15 protein-coding genes are annotated in these 18,484 nt (G+C 44.1%); 3 read left to right on the forward strand and 12 right to left on the reverse strand.

From position 1 onward, the window contains the following. Positions 1 to 121 precede the first annotated feature (121 nt). The 3 genes from dctA to rocD form a co-directional block, all read right to left on the reverse strand. Positions 122 to 1,375, reverse strand: a complete 1,254-nt coding sequence (gene dctA, locus B0I21_RS19085; protein WP_133642093.1) for a C4-dicarboxylate transporter DctA — start codon at positions 1,373 to 1,375, stop codon at positions 122 to 124. 144 nt (positions 1,376 to 1,519) lie between these two features. Continuing rightward, a complete protein-coding gene (locus tag B0I21_RS19090) occupies positions 1,520 to 2,197 on the reverse strand; it encodes a YceI family protein (RefSeq protein WP_133642094.1) in 678 nt (225 codons plus the stop codon). Positions 2,198 to 2,333: 136 nt separating this feature from the next. Further along, the gene (gene rocD / locus B0I21_RS19095; RefSeq protein ID WP_133642095.1) at positions 2,334 to 3,569 is read right to left on the reverse strand and encodes an ornithine--oxo-acid transaminase; all 1,236 of its coding nucleotides are present in this window, start codon (positions 3,567 to 3,569) and stop codon (positions 2,334 to 2,336) included. Between the two features lie 171 nt (positions 3,570 to 3,740). Here rocD and B0I21_RS19100 point away from each other — a divergent pair, with 171 nt between their 5' ends. Then, complete coding sequence (locus B0I21_RS19100; protein WP_133642096.1) at positions 3,741 to 5,606, forward strand: mechanosensitive ion channel family protein; 1,866 nt, start codon at positions 3,741 to 3,743, stop codon at positions 5,604 to 5,606. A 41-nt stretch (positions 5,607 to 5,647) separates the two neighbouring features. Here the strand turns inward: B0I21_RS19100 and B0I21_RS19105 are convergent, their stop codons facing one another. The 7 genes from B0I21_RS19105 to B0I21_RS19135 all read right to left on the reverse strand — a co-directional run bounded on the left by B0I21_RS19105 (position 5,648) and on the right by B0I21_RS19135 (position 13,852). Then, positions 5,648 to 6,427 carry an SDR family NAD(P)-dependent oxidoreductase gene (locus B0I21_RS19105; protein ID WP_133642097.1) on the reverse strand — a complete coding sequence of 260 codons (780 nt, stop codon included), beginning with the start codon at positions 6,425 to 6,427 and terminating at the stop codon, positions 5,648 to 5,650. 144 nt (positions 6,428 to 6,571) lie between these two features. Then, entirely contained in the window at positions 6,572 to 6,949 is a 378-nt protein-coding gene (locus tag B0I21_RS19110; protein WP_133642098.1) for a response regulator, read from the reverse strand. Positions 6,950 to 6,986: 37 nt separating this feature from the next. Next, positions 6,987 to 7,565 (reverse strand): chemotaxis protein CheB, encoded by a 579-nt coding sequence (locus B0I21_RS19115; RefSeq protein WP_133642099.1) that lies wholly within the window; start codon positions 7,563 to 7,565, stop codon positions 6,987 to 6,989. Between the two features lie 5 nt (positions 7,566 to 7,570). Continuing rightward, positions 7,571 to 8,398: a CheR family methyltransferase gene (locus B0I21_RS19120; protein ID WP_133642100.1), complete on the reverse strand. Its 828-nt coding sequence runs from the start codon at positions 8,396 to 8,398 to the stop codon at positions 7,571 to 7,573. Further along, a complete protein-coding gene (locus B0I21_RS19125; protein ID WP_243836272.1) occupies positions 8,399 to 8,791 on the reverse strand; it encodes a response regulator in 393 nt (130 codons plus the stop codon). Beyond that, the gene (locus tag B0I21_RS19130; RefSeq protein WP_133642101.1) at positions 8,781 to 12,380 is read right to left on the reverse strand and encodes a response regulator; all 3,600 of its coding nucleotides are present in this window, start codon (positions 12,378 to 12,380) and stop codon (positions 8,781 to 8,783) included. Before B0I21_RS19130 ends, B0I21_RS19125 begins: the two co-directional genes overlap by 11 nt. Before the next feature lie 5 nt (positions 12,381 to 12,385). Then, positions 12,386 to 13,852 carry an ATP-binding response regulator gene (locus B0I21_RS19135; protein ID WP_133642102.1) on the reverse strand — a complete coding sequence of 489 codons (1,467 nt, stop codon included), beginning with the start codon at positions 13,850 to 13,852 and terminating at the stop codon, positions 12,386 to 12,388. Positions 13,853 to 14,459: 607 nt separating this feature from the next. Here B0I21_RS19135 and B0I21_RS19140 point away from each other — a divergent pair. After that, positions 14,460 to 14,903 (forward strand): nuclear transport factor 2 family protein, encoded by a 444-nt coding sequence (locus B0I21_RS19140; protein ID WP_133642103.1) that lies wholly within the window; start codon positions 14,460 to 14,462, stop codon positions 14,901 to 14,903. 68 nt (positions 14,904 to 14,971) lie between these two features. Continuing rightward, entirely contained in the window at positions 14,972 to 16,294 is a 1,323-nt protein-coding gene (locus B0I21_RS19145) for a porin (RefSeq protein ID WP_133642104.1), read from the forward strand. 241 nt (positions 16,295 to 16,535) lie between these two features. Here B0I21_RS19145 and B0I21_RS19150 read toward each other — a convergent pair whose 3' ends face one another. Continuing rightward, complete coding sequence (locus B0I21_RS19150; RefSeq protein ID WP_208292398.1) at positions 16,536 to 16,964, reverse strand: cold-shock protein; 429 nt, start codon at positions 16,962 to 16,964, stop codon at positions 16,536 to 16,538. Between the two features lie 222 nt (positions 16,965 to 17,186). Next, positions 17,187 to 18,470, reverse strand: a complete 1,284-nt coding sequence (locus tag B0I21_RS19155; RefSeq protein ID WP_133642105.1) for a Gfo/Idh/MocA family protein — start codon at positions 18,468 to 18,470, stop codon at positions 17,187 to 17,189. Positions 18,471 to 18,484 lie beyond the last annotated feature (14 nt).

Here is an 18,484-nt window from a genome sequence, read left to right on the forward strand (position 1 = left end):
ATTTTCGACGTTTGCAAGGTGTCATTCACCGAAATATCGATGCACATGAACATATAGCGATGCGAAGGCCTATGCCAAGATATTTTTCTAAACCTTGCATAGCGGAAAACACTGGGCGACGTTAACTGACATGTTCATCAAGCAACGTTCTGTCCAATCCTTTTTCGAACTTCGCGATGACAAACGTCGCCGCCGTATTTCCGATGATATTGGTAATAGCACGGGCTTCACTCATGAATCGATCTATGCCGAGTATAATGCCGACGGCTTCTACGGGTACGTGCCCCACCACAGGCAATGTTGCAGCCAATGTCACAAATCCACTCCCCGTTACCCCGGCCGCACCTTTTGATGTTAATAGTAAAACCAGAAGCAAGGATATTTCTTGTTGCAAAGATAAGTGCATATTTAAGGCCTGCGAAATAAAGACAGCGGCCATCGTCAAGTATATACAGGTGCCATCTAGATTGAAGGAGTATCCGGTAGGGATAACAAGCCCGACGATGGGCTTTGCGCAACCAGCTTGCTCCAGCTTCTGCATGATGCCGGGAAGCGCAGATTCGGAAGACGATGTCCCCAATACAATCATCAATTCCTCTTTGATATACCGAATGAGCTTGAAAATATTGACACCCACATAGAAATAGAGTACAGCGCCAATCATCACGAAAATAAAAACAATACAGGTCAGGTAAAAACTAAGCATCAGCAGGCCTAATGATGATAAAGCCTCGATCCCGTATTTGCCCACCGTAAAGCCTATGGCGCCCATGGCGCCCAGCGGAGCCAGGTACATGATCATCTTGATGATGGCGAACAGACCTTTCAAAAAGGAATTTAATACGGATAAAACGGGTGCGGCTTGTGCTTCTCCTATCTTCGTCAGCGCAATACCAAACAAGACGGCAAAAACTAACACCTGCAGCAAATTGTCTGACGCCACGGCGGCCACCACATTTTCAGGAATAATACTCAATAGCCAGCTTACCATATCCTTTTGCGACTGCGCTTCTTTTACGTAGTGTGCTACACTGGTACTATCAAGCGTTGCCGGATCGATGTTCATCCCGGTGCCAGGTTGCATCAAATTCACAAAAATTAAACCGATCAATAGCGCTATTGTCGTCATGATCTCGAAATATACCAACGCAGAAAAACCAATCTTCCCCACCTTTTTTACATCCTGCATGCCCGCTATGCCAAGCACAATGGAGCTAAAGATCAGCGGAGCAATTACCATCTTAATCAACTTGATGAAGCCGTCACCCAAGGGCTTCAGCTTAACAGAAAATTCTGGATAAAATATACCGAGGATTACACCTATGCTGATACCAATAAGCACCTGAACGTATAAACTTTTAAGAATTTTAGGCATACCCTTTTGCGAATTTGAATATAATGGATAGGGCTAAAATAGTAAATTTAAAAGAGTGTAGCTGAAAATTTCGATCAACCTAAAAAAAATAGCCCCCTTAAATACTTAAGAGGGCCATCCAATACTGCGGGTAACCGCTATGTATTATTTTTTGGCAGCATCTACATGTATGCCAATTTCGATATCTTTACTGATCATCCATTCTGCAGGATCACCTTCAGATGTACCGAATTTGATACCCCAGTCTGCACGGTTAACCGTGAATTTTGCGTCGACAGATACTTTATCACCATCTACAGCGACTTTGGCTGGGAAGGTTATGTTTAGCGTACTGTCTAGCAACGTTAAATTACCACTTACAGTCTTGTTGGCACCTTCGATGGCATCTTTCGCTGTGGTCGCGTCCAAGTCAGATACCTTGGTAATCTTGAAGGCTGCAGTAGCAAATTTTTCCACGTCAAAGAAATCTGGATTCTTCAGATGGTTTTCAAGATCAGACGATTTTTTATCGGCTTCAGTTACGGAAGCTGAATCTACCTTCAACGACTTCATGTCAATGGTGAATTCACCTGCGGTAACGTTTGATCCATCAACGGATAACTCGCCAGATGTCAAAGACAACGTGCCCCATCTTGGTGCAAACCCTCCTTTGTGAAAAGCCTTCCAGTTGATTTTAGAGGTATTCATGTCTACCGCATAGGTATCGCCCTGCGCTTCTGCGACACTTTGCTCACCTGTTGTAGACGTGTTTGAATTGCTTCCGCCACATGAGGCGAAAATGATAGCCGCGGCAGCGAACATGGATAAACCGATCTTTTTCATAAAAAGTGTGTTTTCGTTTTGAATTAAGTTTTAAAATTATTTATCTTTTCTGATTTAAGCAACTCTGCGTATAATAAAAGTCATAAAAAGACATCTATATTACGAATATATATAAGTTCAAACAAATATTGTGACGCTACTCTAGCGTGCTAAAAGCTTCCCGAATAATCGCGATCGCCTCTTCGACCTGCGCTTGCGATATAATAAGCGGCGGTGCGAAGCGAATTTTGTCGCCGTGCGTAGGCTTCGCCAACAAGCCGCGATGCATCATTTCGTGACACAAGCGATAGGCGGCTTGCGGATCACGATGTGAAATGACCAGCGCATTGAGCAACCCCTTTCCTCGAATCGTTTTGATAGCTGGATGATTGATTTTTGCCAATTCATTGCGAAAGAAACTGCCTAACTGGGCGGCGTGTTCCGCAAGATTTTCTTCCTTCAATACGTCCAGAGAAGCGATTGCGACGGCACAAGCTAGCGGATTTCCACCGTAAGTGGAGCCATGCTCGCCCGGTGAAATACTAAGCATCACCTCATCATCAGCCAATACCGCAGATACCGGTAGCATGCCGCCACTGAGTGCTTTCCCAAGCAGAAGTACATCCGGCCTTACGGCCTCGTGATCGCAAGCTAATAGTCTGCCTGTACGCGACAGGCCTGTCTGAATCTCATCGGCCATAAACAGTACGTTTTTGCTCTTGCATAAGGCAAAGGCTTGGCTAAGGTAACCATCATCGGGTACCACAACACCGGCTTCACCCTGTATGGGCTCAATCAGAAACCCGACAACGTTTGGATCTTCCAAAGCTAGTTCCAAGGCGTGGAGATCGTTGTAGGGAATAGTCGTATAACCATCCACAAAAGGGCCAAAGCCTTTTCGGGCCGAATCATCTGTACTAAAGGAAATAACATTGACTGTCCTGCCATGGAAATTGCCCTCCAAGGTGATGATTTTTGCCATCCCATCCGGCACCTTTTTTTTGCTGTATCCCCACTTGCGCGCTAATTTAACAGCTGTTTCCACAGCCTCCACCCCCGTATTCATCGGTAATACCTTATCATAGCCAAAGTAGGACGTAACATACTTTGTGTATTCCGCTAATTGTTCGCTATGAAAAGCTCTTGAGGTCAGCGTAAGCCGCTGTGCTTGCCGAATCAGTGCATCCACGATCTTGGGGTGACAGTGCCCTTGGTTTACGGCAGAATAGCCGGAAAGAAAGTCAAAATAACGCTTGCCCTCAACATCCCAAACAAAGCACCCCTCCCCCCGCGTCAGCACGACGGGCAGCGGGTGGTAGTTATGCGCACCAAACGCTTCATCCATGGAAATGAACCGCGCTGTTTGATCAGCTATACTTTCGTTTGTCTTCATAACGCATCTTTTAAGTTGCACGATGTCGTAGCAAATACAACCGTAAAACTACAAAATTTATTCATTGCTTGACAGCATTTGAAAATTTCTCGCGAGCAGGTTGCCTAAAAGCTTGTGGTATTTAAAATATTTTGACATATTAGAAGAATTCCAACGTACAAAACCCACACTATGCCGCGTTTCGCCCTTCTCTTCATTATCTTAACCAGCATCTTTAACGCGATGGCTTATGGACAAACGACGCAAGATACAGTGTCCACTGTCGCATCACAGCAGATCGATACAAAACAGATTGAGTTGGAGGCCATGCGTAAACAGCAACGCGAGGATTCTTTGCACCGACTGCGGCTAGAAGATCGGCTTCTACAAGTGCAGCGAAATGACTTTGACGAGAAGAAGAAACTTGTCGAAGAAATTAATCTCTTAAAAAGCCGCGACTCGCTGATCGTCAGTCGACGGAAATTAAAAGTGGATTCCCTGCGAAACCTGAACGAGGGTGTTGGGGTAGTTCCCTTTCGAGATACGCTGTTCAGAATTTACAACGCCGTGGGTAGCTATACCGCTGCCGATAGGGCCGCCGCCATCACAGATCGCATCAAAGCCCTGGCCGAAAACATCAAATTTGACACAGATTCCCTCACGTTGCAAAAAAATGAGGAGAACTGGCTTTTACTTTGGCAAGACCAGATTATCCTAAGTATCAATCAACAAGATGCATTGTGGGCAAATATGGATGCTGAAGACTTGCTTCAGGCACAACAAGCCAGCGTAAAAAAGGCGATTGATGAGCATCGCGAAGAAACCAGCGTAAAGCGCATGCTCGAAGCCATAGCCCTTGCCAGTCTCATTCTTTTCAGCTTAATTGTCATCATTTATTCGATAGGGAAGTTGATCGTATACCTCCGAAAAAAAACATTACGTGGCAAGGGCCGCTTGTTTCACGGCATAAAAATTCGAGGTTATGTTCTGGTCAGCGCGTCCAAACAAATAAAATTTATATGGTCGCTCCTCGCGATATTGCGATGGGTTTTAGTCTTGAGCGCAATATACCTCGCGCTGCCTTTGTTGCTCAACCTCTTCCCCCAAACGGAGGGATACGCGCCTATCTTGCTCGGCTATTTCCTCGCGCCATTGCGCAATGTTGCTTTGGCGGTCTTCGCTTATGTTCCGAACCTCATTACCATATTTGTTATCTGCGTCGTTTTCCATTATCTGCTGAAACTCTTGAAATTTTTTGCCCGGGAATTGCAAAATGAAAACTTAACCATTCCCGGCTTTTATAAAGAGTGGGCATTACCCACCTATCAAATTTTGCGGGTGCTCCTGCTTGCATTTTTGCTCGTTGTTATTTTCCCCTACCTCCCGGGATCGGAATCACCGATTTTCAAAGGCATTTCCGTTTTTATTGGGGTGTTGTTTACGTTTAGTTCAGCGGGCGCATTAGGCAATATTGTTGCCGGCTTACTCCTCACCTATATGCGATCTTTTGCACTCGGCGACCGTATTAAAATTGGCGACGTATCTGGTGACATTATCGAGAAATCCCTACTCGTCACGCGCATCAGGACCATTAAAAATGAGGTCGTATCAATTCCAAATGCGCAGATTTTAAGTAACCACACGATAAATTACAGCGCAGAAGCACAGGATCGTGGCCTTATTGTACATGTCGTCATCACCTTAGCCTACGAGGTACCCTGGCAACAGGTGCATGCACTGGCCAAAGAGGCTGCCCTCAAAAACAGCCGCCTGGAAAAAACACCAGAACCTTTTGTCCTGCAGACCGGTTTGGATGATTTCTACGTATCCTACCAATTAAATGCATACACGAAATTTCCCAATCAGCAAGCGCTTATTTATTCCGATTTGTATAAGGATATTTTAGATGTCTTTCATGCAGCCGGTATTGAGATCCTGTCGCCCCATTACCATGCCGTGCGTGATGGTAGTAGCCGTGATATGCCCGAAGCATTTAAAGAAGCGCAGCCCTCGACAGAGCCTATTCGGGTGAAGATAGAAGATGATAAAAAGCTGTAACGGGCAAAGGCGCGATACCTTATGCGCCCTGTCCCATTACCTTATGCGCCCTGTCCCATATTTAGGCGTAGTCCGCCATCGATAAAAAGCGTCGTGCCGGTGACGTAGGCGCTCTCTTCGCTAGCCAAAAAAACAGCAGCGGCTTTTATATCGTCGACCGTGCCTGCTCTTCCAACTGGTATCTGTTTTTCCATGTCTGTGCGAACTTTTTTATCGTGGAGGGCTTCTTTATTCATGTCGGTAAGAATCATACCCGGGGCGATGTTATTGACGGTGATGCCCGTTGAGGCAAGCTCGAGAGCCAGACTTGCACTGAAATTTTTTAATGCACCTTTGGACGTATTATAGTCGACACTCCCTGGAGAGGGAACCTCTTCATGAACAGACGTAATATTGATGATCCTACCACTTTCTTGACTCTCTTTCCAAGCTTGAAGAAAAGCTCGCGAGCAGAAGAATGGGCCATATAGATTGGTTCGCAAGCATTGCTCAAAGGTCTCGGTCAACATATCGCGCACAGGAACATCACTCCCACCGATACCCGCATTGTTTACCAGAATATCCACCTTGCTAAATTGTTTGATTACACGTTTAAAAAAAAGTCGCACATCATTCTCATCGCCCACATCCAATTGATAAACGCCATGCTTTTGATCTTTTTCGTGTAGCGCCTGGCTAAAGGCATTTGCCTTTGCCTCGTCTTTATGATACGTAATGATTACCGTAGCGCCGGCATCAGCATAGGCTTCTGCAATAGCGCGGCCTATACCGGAATCTCCGCCCGTTACTACGGCGACTTTATTGTTAAACTTTCTTTCCAATAGTCAAACAAATTAAAAGGTAAAAACATGTTGGTACACCAGCGCGCATGTGCACGCCAGGCCTATGCCGCTATCAATAGGTAAGCGGCGAAACGTGCTAGCCGAGCCACACGATTCGCGTTGTGATGCGCGCATCAGCGTCCGTTAGTTTGCTTCTGCTTCATTCAAAACCCGTTCTACGGTATTCTCCAGCTCCGTAATGTCAAAGGGTTTTGGTAAGTAGGCATCGGCCCCCGCTTTTTCCGCCAAAAGATGTATATCATTATTGGCCGAAATGTATACCACCGGTATGTGCTTGTAGGCGTCATGTTGTTTCAACAAGCGTGTCGCTTCAATACCGCCAATTTCCGGTATCCAGTTATCCATCAGGATGATATCAGGTTTAATCTCGGTTACCTTTTCGATGATGTCATGAGAGGTTTCGGAAATTTTGACGGTGTAACCCGCATCCACAAGAATGATCGTGCAAACTTCCAAGATGTTTACATCATCATCAAAGATTAATATAGTTTTATTTTTCATAGTGTTGTTTCAATGGTTCCTTCCCGGAAGCAATACATTAATATAGATTATTTATCAGTTGTCCGAATTCGTCTGGTCTAAGGATGGCATCCACCTTTGTTTGGAGGATAGCCTGTCGAGGCATATACTCGACTTCCGCCGTCGACGGATCTTGCACAAAAATCAGCCCCTCCTCCGATTTCACATAGCGCAGTCCTTCCACGCCGTCTGCATTTGCACCAGACAATAAGATGGTTGCAAGATTTTTTTTGAACACTTGCGCGGCGGATTGGAAGGACACGTCAATGGACGGACGCGAATAGTTTAACTTCTCGGAACAATCCAAAGACACCAACTCCTTATTTTCGAACAGAAGATGATAATCTGGTGGTGCTAGATAAACGGTGTTTTTACACAAACTCATTTTATCCCCAGCTTCCAACAAGTCTAATTGTGTGTAATTTTTTAATAACAGATCCAACACAGAATCCGGATCCGGCTTTCTATGCAAAACAATCACAACGGGAAACGGAAGATCAGTACGTAGCTCCGGCAAGAGCTGCAAGAGCACCTTAAGGCTTCCGGCAGACCCTCCAATAACTAACAATTCTATTTTTCTTCCTGTAAAACTTATCATGTGATTTATTGCATATTTTTACGCCATATCTTTTCGCCCTCAAACTGTTTATACCTGTTCTCCAAACTGGAAAAACGAATAGTTTCTTTGGATCCTAACGCTAAAAAGCCTAGGTTATCCAAACTCTCGTCGAACAGCTTAAATACTTGGTTTTGCAAATCTTTATCAAAGTAGATCAATACATTTCTACAAATGACCAATTGAAACTCATTAAAAGAGCTGTCGGACACCAAGTTGTGCGTAGAAAATATAATGCGTTCGCTTAACTGCTTATCAAACTTAGCCATATCATAGTTGGCCATATAATACGATGAAAAATCTTCTGTTCCGCCTGAAAGAATGTAGCTTTCCGAATATTGCTTCATTTGCGAAATCGGAAAGATGCCTTTACTTGCCTTTTCCAAAACGCCTGGATTAATGTCCGTCGCATAGATCAGCGAGCGTTTGTACAGATTCGCTTCTTTGAGCAATATAGCCATCGAATATGCTTCTTCGCCCGTCGAGCATCCTGCAAGCCATATTCGGATAAAAGGATAGGTACCTAGCTGCGGAAGAACTTTCTCCCGTAACGCCTTGAAGAACGTTGGATCGCGAAACATCTCTGTCACATTGACCGTAATTTCCTCAACGAAGCGTTGCAAGTATTCCGGATGATTCAGCAATCTATAACGAAGTTCAGCAAAACTTGTGAATTTATCAATCACACAAATTCGATTCACCCTCCGTTTAAGCGATGCTTTGCTGTACTGGGTAAAGTCATAGCCGTATTTGGAAAATACGTCGATGAGCAGTATTTCCAGTTCTTCGTCCTTGATAACGTTGGGTTCAAGCATTTAACGCACTTTTTCTAGTATAGCAATTAATTTATCAATATCCACCGGTTTAGCAATGTATTCCTTCGCTCCAGCTTGAAGGCATTTCTCGCGGTCGCCCGTCATCGCTTGCGCGGTGACAGCAATAACGGGTAAATCAGCATACCGATTATCCTGATGTAAGAGCCTAATAGCTTCATAGCCATCAATCTCGGGCATCATCATGTCCATCAAGACCACCCGAATGTTTTCGTTCTGTTCTATGAGCGATAAGCCCTCCTTCACTGATGACGCATCTACGGTTCGGTAGCCGCGGGATTTTAATGCCAAGCGTAATGCGAAAATATTGCGCGGATCGTCATCGATTATTAACACTAGATCTTTCATTTCTTCGTTGCTAATGTTAATTTTCATACAACCAAACGCGTAGCAAAGAAAGCAATTGATCCGTGTCTACGGGCTTGGATATATAGTCAGAAGCTCCTGCCAAGATACAGCGCTCGCGATCGCCCGTCATCGCTTTAGCGGTTACCGCCATAATCGGTAAGCGAGCGTATTGCGGGATGTCGCGTATCAACTTAATCGTTTCATAGCCATCCATCTCCGGCATCATCATATCCATAAGTACAATCGAAACCTCCGGATTGTTTTGCAATTGTGTCAATGCTTCTTTACCATCTATGGCCGAGACCACTTTCATCTGATACTTCTCCAATGCTTTCGTCAGCGAGAATATATTTCGCACATCATCGTCTGCAATCAATACTGTTTTTCCATTAAGCACCTCATTCAGTGACCCTAATTTATTCGTAGACTTCCGAACCGGCTCTGTGTTCTTTTCTTCGACCAAATGCAGGAAGAGCCCTACCTCGTCCAATATGCGCTGATAAGAGTGGGCAGTTTTTATAACGATGGAGTCAGCATATTGCTTGATGCGAAGTTCCTCCGCTTGCGAAAGGTTCTTGCCCGTAAATATTATAATTGGCAGGTTTTCTAACCCTTCATTTTTCTTGATCGCTTCCAGTGTTTCGTAGCCTGTCCTGTCCGGCACGCCCATATCCAAGATCACGCAATTTACATCATCGGAAGACAGGGCCTTGACACTGTCGTCCACGTTATCCTTAATCTCCGACGAAATGTCGAAGCTACTTAAGAAATAGGATAAAGCCATTGCATGTTTTGGATTCTCTTCCACGATCAACACTTTCTTAGGATGTACACGCAAAGCATGTTCAATACGTTTGAACATATTTCCAATTTGCTCGAGGGCAATCGGTTTGTTGATAAAATCAATAGCCCCTTTTAACAGGCTTTCTTTTTTTACTTGCATGGACGACATGATATGCACGGGAATATGGCGCGTAGCTGGATTTCCTTTAATTTCATCCATAACCTGCCAACCGTCCTTAACTGGAAGTTGTATATCCAGCAACACAGCCAACGGCTTATATTTTAGTGCCGCTTCAGCAGCAAGATCGCCGCGGACAATAACGATACCTTTATAGTTTTGTTGACGCGTGTATCGTAACAACGCCTTGGCAAAATTTGTATCGTCTTCCACAATCAGGATCACACGGTCGCCAGCGACAATATCATGGCGATCATCGTCAACGTCATCCGGTATCTCATCAATCGTAAAGGTACTATCGGACTCTTCGAGCAAATGGTTGATTTCTTCAATATCCGAAGCGATGATGTCAATTAGTTCATCGGAGACGGGTTTAATCGCTTTCATTCCTCTTTTTTTGGGAACAAGAAAGGTGAACGTACTCCCTTCATTCTCTTTGCTCGATAAACGGATCTCGCCACCCAACAAGCGCGCTATTTCCCTACTTATGGAAAGCCCTAAACCGGTACCCCCAAATTTTCGCCGCGTGGATCCATCAGCCTGCTGAAAGGCCTCGAAAATAACCAATTGTTTGTCATCCGCAATACCTATGCCCGTGTCGATTACCGAAAATTCCATGAAGTTATTGTCCTTTTCATAATCCTGAATAGCAAGCGTGACGCGCCCTTGGCTGGTAAACTTAATCGCATTGGATAACAAATTTCGTAAGACCTGATCCAAGCGAAGCCTGTCCGTCTCTATAGCCAGACTTGCTGTCGGCGATACGTCAATAGCAAACTCCAGTGACTTTTCATTAACCAATGGGGTAAACAGATTTTTTAGTTCGCGCACCACATCTTCCACATGTACAGGTGCATATTCGAGATCCATTTTCCCAGCTTCAATCTTGGAAAGATCCAGTATTTCATCAATCAGGCTCAATAAACTGGTTCCGGAACTTTGTATGACCTTTGCTGATTCAATCTGCTCTTCATTCAGATTATCGTCTGTATTTTCAGACATGAGCCGCGAAAGTAGCAATATGGAGTTTAACGGCGTACGTAATTCGTGCGACATATTGGCTAAAAATTCCGACTTGTATTTTGTGCTCAACGCCAATTCTTCTGCCTTGTGCTGTATCTCGATATTGCGATCTGCTATCAGTTGATTTTTCTCCTCCAATAGCTTCGATCGTTCTTCCAGTTCTTGATTGGATTGTAATAACTCTTCCTGCTGAACCCGTAATTCTTCTTCGGAGGCCTGTAATTTCTGCGTCTGCGCTTCGAGTTCCGTGTTTAAATTCTCCAGTTCGCCGTGTTGGGTTTGGAGCTCTTCGGCTTGGGCTTGTGTTTCTTCCAGTAATGTTTGTACTTGACGGCGGCTCCTTGCTGCAAAGATAGCTAAGGCGACATTGTTTGTGGCCTCCTCGAAGAAATCGATCGTGCGTTTTTCCAGATTTGTAATTGATCCCAACTCTATAACGCCAATACATCTCCGCTCCAGCATGATCGGCAGGACAATGATGCTCTGTACTTGAAGGAGACCACTCGCAAAACTGACAACATAGGCACTGCTGTCGCCTATATTATCAAATACTTTCTTCCGCTCATCCAAAAACACTTGCCCGACCATGCCTTCGCCAGGGGCATAAAATGCCTTCATCGATTGTTCCAATCCATACGAAGCTTGTAAGGTGAGGCCTTCTCCTTCAAAAGTATACAGCGCCCCATTTAAACAACCGCCGTAGTTGACCATATGCTGCAGGGCATCGCTCGCTATAACCTCTTGCGTTTTGTTCCCCATGAGTTGTTCGTTTAACGTCGCCAAGCCAGATTGTCGCCACTCATTATGATTTAATCGGTCAAAGGATGTTTTTAATGCATCCGTCATATCATTCAGGGATACAGCGAGGCTGCCTAGATCGTCTTTCTCTGTATCTTCCACGCGCGTGGAATAATCGCCATGTGCGACGTTGTAAGCAATTTTCTGGATCAGGTTTAAGCGCCTTGAGATCTCTTCGTCCTTTCTTCGCAGGGTGTTTTGCAGCTCTTCTCTTTTCTTGAAATCTTCCCGGATTCGTAAATAGAAAACAATCGTAATAATCAACGATATCAGCGCCGCCGTTATAATAAAAATCGCCGTGTAGGTAGAGGATACATCCAACGACGATCTTCTGTTTTGGAGCAACATCTCTTCATGCTGTATGAAACGGCTAATGGTGGACCGACAACTGTCCATGTAACGCTTCCCTTCTTCCAATTGTCTCACCGTAACATCTTGACCTATCCGTTTTCTTGCGACGAGATCTGTCAAGATCTTCGTTCGCGAATCGAGAACGGATGTCAACGTATCTAATCGCTTTACCTGAAGCTGATTATCCTGCGTCAATTGCTTAGCTCTCGCCAGCGAATTGGGCAGAGCTTCCAAACTTTGTGTGTAAGGTTCAAGAAAAACCTCTCGCCCCGTTAGTTGGTAGCCTCGTTGCCCCGTTTCTGCGTTTTGCAGATCGCTTAGGATGCTATTTGCGGCAGCAATCGTGCGACGGGTATGGTCTACGCGCTCCCGGCTAGCCACCTGCTGTTTGATACTAATATACGAAGCTGTTGAACTCGCTAACAGGATAACGAGCGAAATTCCGAAACCAACCTGCAGGTTTCGCAAAAATTTTCTAGGCATAGTGGTTAATTTAGTGGTATAGTAAAATAAAACGTCGATCCCTTTCCTACTTCACTCTCCAAACCGAAAGTTCCGTGATGCTGCCGGATAATTTCCGAACAGATATAAAGGCCGATACCTAAGCCTTGAAATTTCACGGAAGATTCTTCAACACGATAAAATTTATTGAAGATATTTGTTTGCTTGTGCACCGGAATGCCAATACCAAAGTCCTGCACCTCCACTTTTATATTGGCGGAATCGTTACTCGTTTTGATAATGACACGTTCGCTGTTAGGAGCATATTTAATAGCATTCGTCAAATAATTGATAATCACTTGCTCGATCCGGATTTCATCCCCTAACACGACCAAATCCAACAAATCGCCCACACGATCAATACGAGGACATTTATCATGGGTATGACAAATGGTATCGATCACACTGCTAAGCAGCTCTTCAAAATTGAATGGCTTCACATTCATTTTTAGCTTTCCGTTTTCGATCTTTGATATATCCAATAGGTCTGTTATCAAGCTATTCAGCTTCGATACCTGAACTTGCACTTTATCTATATATTTATTCGCTGGATGTTCTTGAACGTCGACGATCGTACGCCCTAACAACTGGGTGTAGGCTTTGATGCTTGTCAAGGGCGTCTTTAGTTCGTGGCTGGCAATACTCAAGAACTCATCTTTCTTTTTCTCTACCTGCTTTCTATCTTCAATATCGGTAAAGGTTCCAACCCAACGCGATAATTTACTTTGTTCTTTGATGGGAATGACACGCAAGAGGTGCGAGCGGAAACTATCTGCATCGATTTCTTTGATACGAACCTCCATTTCCAGCGCGCTGTTAGTCATCATCGCCAGCAACCAAGCATCCTGTATGGATTTGTCGTCAGGTGCTGTTTGCGGAAAAATTGTAGAATGATGGGAATAGCGAAACCACTTGTTGTTTACAAAATCAATCTTACCGTCATGGTTGGCTGTGAAAGCAATTTGGGGCAACGACTCGAGTATAAGATGGAGGTAGTCAACCCGTTCTTTCAGCTCGGCCTGCGCTTGCTTTCGGGTTTCTATTTCACTACGTAAGACGCGTTGGGTTTCGTTCAAGGCCATGGTCTGCTCGTAAAGACGATAGAAGGTCTTTACTTTCAAGATCAAGATATCTGGATCTACGGGTTTCGTAACATAATCTATACCCCCGGACGCGTAGCCCTTCGTAATAAACTTTTTATCCGTGTTCACGGCAGATAGAAAGATAATGGGAATATCTTTTGTTTTACTGAAGCCCGACAAGGTCTCTGCAACCTCGAACCCATCGATTCCCGGCATTTGTACATCCAGTATTATCAGGGCATAATCATGACGCAGCACCTTTTTCAGGGCCTCTTCTCCTGATAATGCCGTATCAACCGGAAAATCTTTAGCCTCCAAAAGCTTTTTCAGCGAGTATATATTTTCAGGCTTGTCATCGACTATTAGAATCATCTATATTGTATTATCTAGAAACCAACCTTACCGATGGTTTCTCTATCTATAAAATAAAAGTTTTGTATTATTCGCATAAACATCTAAACCTCTAATCAGTCAATAGTTGCATCAATGGTCTTGTCATCGCGCACGCACTCGTGCATCAAAAATCAATCCAAACTATCCTATTTTCGGGGCTCGTAAAGTTACTGAATAATACTGTAAAACCCTATTCTGATAAGGGAGTTTCAAGTTTTACAGGCCTCAATCACGGCGTATCAAAATTGGCTCGTATGTTATGCTTGAATATGAGTGTATTCCATACAGCTCCGTCCGTTCTCTTGTGCTAAGCCCTATACTTTGCTCCTGATATTTCACAATAAAAGGCGCTTTTTTAAGATGAAATAGGAGGAATTACAGCTTCCGCCATCCGAAATCAAGTATTTAACCCATGCTATCACGTATTTTCCTTGATACGGGCGACTGCTAAGCCGACAGAGTCCGCACGTGTTTGACCCTATTATCTAACGTAGCGAGCTAAATGATCGGCATTTTATGGTATATTTATTGGAAGAATGCCGGCCATTTACTATTTTCGGTCTACATAAACTTAAAACCCAATCCTATGTTTAAGAAAAAATTAGCGGCCCTCTTTGCATTATCTATCCTAGGCGTGTATACACTATTTGCACAAAAACAGCCATCGAAAGCAACTGTGGAAGTGGCGGTAGAAAATCTCAGACAGGCCATGCTTAAACCTGATGAAAAAACGCTATCTGCATTGGCCGCAGCGGAACTGTCTTATGGTCATTCTAGCGGTAAGATTGAGAATAAGCAAGAATTCATCCATGCTTTTGTATCCGGCGCTTCGGTATTCAAGACCATTGAACTGTCGAACCAGCAAATCACTATACACGATAATACCGCTATTGTTCGTCATGTCTTGAGCGCCAAAACAGATGATCCAGGCAAAGGCATGGCTGATATAAAATTAGGTATTATGCTTACCTGGGTCAAAGTTGGCAAGGAATGGAAATTACTTGCACGGCAAGCATATCGGGTTTCGTAGGAGATATAATAATTTGTAAATACTTATCTTCGCAGCTCGAAAAAGTGGAAAATACATCCAGAGCAAGCATGAAAAGAAGATTAATAGTTACAATTATATCGATATTTAATTTCGGAATAGTCTCTGCGCAAAGCGAGACGGATACGCTGCAAACAGCACAGGACAGCCTCCTCGTTAACAAGCCTAAACTGAAGCAGCAGCCGGGGCTGGCCTTGGCTGCATCCAAAATTTTCTTCTCCGACAAACGCTGGTCGGTTAGTGGTTTTGGCGAGTATAATTATGTCCCCATACAACAGCATGTAGACAACACTGTTGGCGACCTTGAACTCTATTATTCAGGGCTGTATCGACAAGCGGTATTTTTTGGCTACAAGCTTAGTGACAAATGGATTTGGAATTCCGAGCTCCAAGTTGAATTTTTGCATTTTAAAAATCAAGAAAGTCATCAAGAGTTAGTTTTTGAAGCCTTTGTAGATTATCTTTTTAAAGATTATCTCAAGGCACGTGTGGGCTTCTACCCCCTAACCATTGGCTACGTGAACAACAACGATGAACCCGTGATGTTCTATTCCGTCAATCGATCCGAAGTGGAAAGGCTAATAACGCCATCCACATGGATAGAGTTCGGCACCATGTTGTATGGGAATTTATCAAAGGAATGGAGTTATGCGATCGGTGTATCCCAAGGCTTGAATGCGCAAAACTATCTAAGCGGAAGTTGGATCAGGCAGGGGCGGGAAATACGGTTTGGAGTACCGCAGTCGGTATCTATAAATCCACAGATCAACTATCACGGCATCGAAAATTTAACCCTTTTCGCATCAGGATATTACGGCAATTCCGGACAGGGAAATAGGGTTCAAATCGACGGCCGTGCCGACGAGGTAAAAGCAAAAATAACGCTGAGCACGGCCTACGCGAAATACGATTGGCGTAACTTCCGTTTTGTAACAGTGGGTACTTACGGCAGTCTAGGCGATACGGAAAAATTGTACGAATTAACGAAAGACGAAACCGGCGAAAATGGTCAAGTGCTTGGTAAGCAAACCTATGGCTATCTGTTTGAATTAGGTTGTGATATACTACCCTACATCCGAAAAAGCAGCAGGATGAGGCCCCACAAGAAAACCTTTTTGTATGATAATCATGATATGAAATTCAGCCTTTTCTCGCGATATGAACGACTAAATACCCACCAACGTGTACATCAGGAATTGGTAAGTTTGCCGCGGACAGAGGGAAATATGAAAATTTTCACGATGGGTGCAAACTTCAACACGAAAGAAAACATCGTGATCAAGGCGAATTACCAGCGTCGGAAGAACCAATCGAACTTGGATCCGAGGCCGGTAAAAAATATCGTAGAAACAGGTCTTGGATTTATATTTTAATGCTGAACAAATCGGCGTAGGTCACTTGCCATACATTGGATCGACCGAACGTTGCCATAGTGATAAACTATCCACCGCTATAAAAAAGAGCTTTGTTTAAAAGGATAGATCGAGGCCGAGAAGCGGTTCAGCATGCGGAGCCCGGACAGCAGGCTAAAAATCCTGCGGCACAGCGCAACCTATACATGCAAAAAAAGCGGCACATATGCTATATGTCCGCCTTATATGAAATATTAAACAATTATGCTTGTACAGACACCTCAGAGATTTGGTTTCCCTGCTTGGTGCGAACAGATTTATATTTAACTCGTTGATTGAGTTGCAAAACCTTACCAGCTAGTAAATCATTGAAGTATACTGTTTGGCCTGTCAGGTTATCCCGGATAAATCCGTAGCGACCTTGCTCATTGTAGTAAGATACTTTTCCGTACTGATATTCATCAACCTCTACCGGTCTCTGTAGATCTGTCTCTTTGAATTCGTACTTCTTCTCTGGCGGTGAATTGGATATATTACCGAATTCATCCACATAGGCAAACATATCTTCTAAAGCTTTGCCCTTATCGTTATCCAACTTATGCATTTCACGTCGCTCTTGCTTATGCTGCTTTTTAAGCTGTTGTTTCTTTACTCGTTCTTTTTTGTTAAATGTAATCTGGCTTTTTCCCATTCAGTGATTTAAATATTAAATAAATTATTGTTTTTTCCCAGGTACGGTAATTCCGATGCTTTCGCGAAGCAAGGAAGCTGCTGTGTAGTGAGGTGTGATACAAATATAACACAAATTTACGAATTTTCCAAGCATAGCGCCAACTGCTAGTGATGTGACATAGCAACGACATGCCAGAAACCTAGGAAGAGAATCTTATGCGTTTCGCATTAGCGAATCGTGTCAAGATTGGGGTAATGTATAACCATTTTGATAGGAAGCCGCTAAAAATTTATTAGCCTCTGGATCCGTAAAGTTTCGCTTTTGGCGATCCCAATACAGCTTTTTCCCTGTTTTATAGGCTATATTCCCCATTTGAGCGAACGTTGCTATATGCGCACCAGCCTCAACGGGCGCCTGTAATAATGTCTTATCGTTCTTACGGATAGCTTCCACGAAATTCTCCATATGCTTTTGCAATCCGTTATCCACAGATTTCTGTAGCGGTATGGCTTCCATCCTGCCCTTCTCGGGAATCACTTCCCACCCCTGACGATTGAGCACTAATGTACCGTTATTACCGATAAAGGCAACACCATGATTTCTGTCATATGGTCCCAAGTCAATACCGTTGGCGTGTTCCCATTGTATATTGAAATTATCAAATTCGAAGACGGTCGTCAACGTATCTGGAGTTTCCGCGGCATCTTCCGGATACGCAAACTTACCGCCTGCTGCCATAATCGATTTTGGATCAGACACCTTCATGCCCATCAACGCATAATCAAGCATATGTACGCCCCAGTCTGTCATTAACCCGCCGGCATAATCCCAAAACCATCTAAACTCAAAATGAAAGCGGTTGGCGTTGAACGGGCGCTTTTTAGCCGGACCGAGCCATCTATCATAATGCACACCCGTTGGCACATCCGTATCCGGTTTTACAGGGATGCTCTTCATCCAGCCTTGGTAGGCCCAAGCCTTCACTAACCGGATCTTACCTAATTTTCCACTTTGCACATACGCAATAGCGTCTTTGAAATGCTGTTGGCTACGTTGCCACTGCCCTACCTGCACCATCTTCTTGTATTTCGAAGCGGCGGCAAGCATCACCTCACACTCTTTGATAGAGTTGCCAAGGGGTTTTTCTACGTAAACGTGTTTGCCCGCTTTCACCGCTTCGACCATTTGCAAACAGTGCCAATGATCAGGCGTAGCGACAATCACCGCGTCTACTACATCATTTTTTAACAAATCTTGGTGGTCAATAAACCGTTTGACGGCTATGTTCCTTTTTGATAGTTCTTGAATACGCTTATCCAACACACGCTCGTCTACATCACATAACGCCGTACACACGACACCGGGTACATTGAGCATAGCATTCAGATTGGACCAGCCCATGCCGTTTACCCCGATTAGGCCGACACGTAGGGGTTTCGCAGGTTGCGAAAAAGCATTTGCCTTGACGAAGAAGCTCGAAGCAGCAAGAACAGATGCTTGGCGAATAAAGTCTTTTCTTTTCATATCACTGATGCTGA

Origin of the sequence: Sphingobacterium paludis (genome assembly GCF_004364125.1) — a bacterium.
Taxonomy (GTDB): domain Bacteria; phylum Bacteroidota; class Bacteroidia; order Sphingobacteriales; family Sphingobacteriaceae; genus Sphingobacterium; species Sphingobacterium paludis.